Source organism: Paenarthrobacter sp. GQ52, from assembly GCF_059759005.1.
In genome coordinates this window covers 1-1,251 of sequence record NZ_JCAXEJ010000041.1, presented here as the reverse complement: position 1 = coordinate 1,251, position 1,251 = coordinate 1, and the positions used below count along the sequence as shown (strand labels likewise).

Sequence of the window (1,251 nt, the reverse complement as noted above, 5' to 3'; positions counted from 1 at the left end):
TGCGGTCGTCAAGTTTTTGAGACAGGTTTCGTTGTCGTTGTTGGTTAGGCGGCCAGGGGTTTCCGGGTGCTGGTTTTGTAGGCGGTGTGGGCGGTTAGTGGTGCTGTGCCGCCGGCTCGTTTGTTGGGTCGGCGGCGGTTGTACCAGCCTTCGATGTATTCCATCACTCCGGTTCGGGCAGCGAGCCGGGAACCGTAGCGTTGGTGGTGGTAGAACTCGGTTTTCAGGTGCGAGAAGAAGTTCTCCGCGACCGCGTTATCCCAGCACACCCCGATCTTGCCCATGGACTGGGTAACCCCGTTGCTGCCGCACCAGTTCTGGAATTCGTCGGAGGTGTACTGGGTTCCCCGGTCGGAGTGGAAAATGACCGAGGATCCGCTGAGGTGTCCGTGGTTCCGGGCCATCTGCAGTGCGGCGGTGCACAGGCTCGCGCGCATGTGGGCAGCCATGGCCCAGCCGATGACCATGCCGGAAAACAGGTCGATGACGGTGGCTAGGTAGAGCCAGCCCTCACCGGTGCGCAGGTACGTGATGTCACCTACCAGACGGGTCCCGGGCACTGATGAGGTGAAGTCCCGTTTGCCCTCTGAGTCGAGCATGTGGTTCTCAATATGTGCTGTCCTGGCCTGCGGGTCCTGAACAGTGGTGGTTTTCCAGGCTTGGGTGCGCACCGCCCGCAACCCGTTCGCCCGCATGATCGAACCGACGGTCGGGGCCGAGACCTTCACGCCCTTCTCATTGAGAATCAGAGTCAGCTGGTCCCGCCCGGCACGGCCTTCCTCATCTGTGTACAAGCTGGTGACAGCGGTGACCAGTTCCTGATGCCGGACCGCCCGCGGTGATGGCGCCGAGGGTTTGCGCCACCGGTAATACGAGGCTCGGGATACCTTTAGAGCCCGACATAGCCACACAACGGAATGGTTGGCCTTCTCCGCTTCGATGAACTCGTAGAAGTCCTCTACTTTTGCTTCGCGGCAAAGAAGGCGCTGACTTTTCCCAGGAACTCGACCTCGGCCTTCAACCGCTCATTCTCGGCCAAAGCCTTCCGGTGTTCCTCCCACGCCACGGGCCCACGATCGGGCACCGGGACCGGGACAGGCCCGTCCGAGGAACGCGCACGAGCCCGAGCGAGCCAGTTCCCCAACGTGCTTTCCTTCACCCCGATCTCCTCAGCTACCTGTTTCACCGACCGATCAGTGGACAAAACCAGCTGCACTGCTTCCTCGCGGAACGCAGCATCATATTTTCTTC

At 61.1% G+C, this 1,251-nt stretch carries 1 protein-coding gene; it reads right to left on the bottom strand.

Features of this window, described 5'->3' with window-relative positions:
* Nucleotides 1-44 precede the first annotated feature (44 nt).
* Nucleotides 45-1,251 (bottom strand): IS3 family transposase gene (locus AC6CH8_RS22795; RefSeq protein WP_498192460.1). Its coding sequence is split into 2 segments (ribosomal slippage), with 1,208 coding nucleotides annotated over them: nt 45-997 and nt 997-1,251; the frame shifts between segments, so codons are not numbered across the junction. This gene is flagged as partial in the annotation.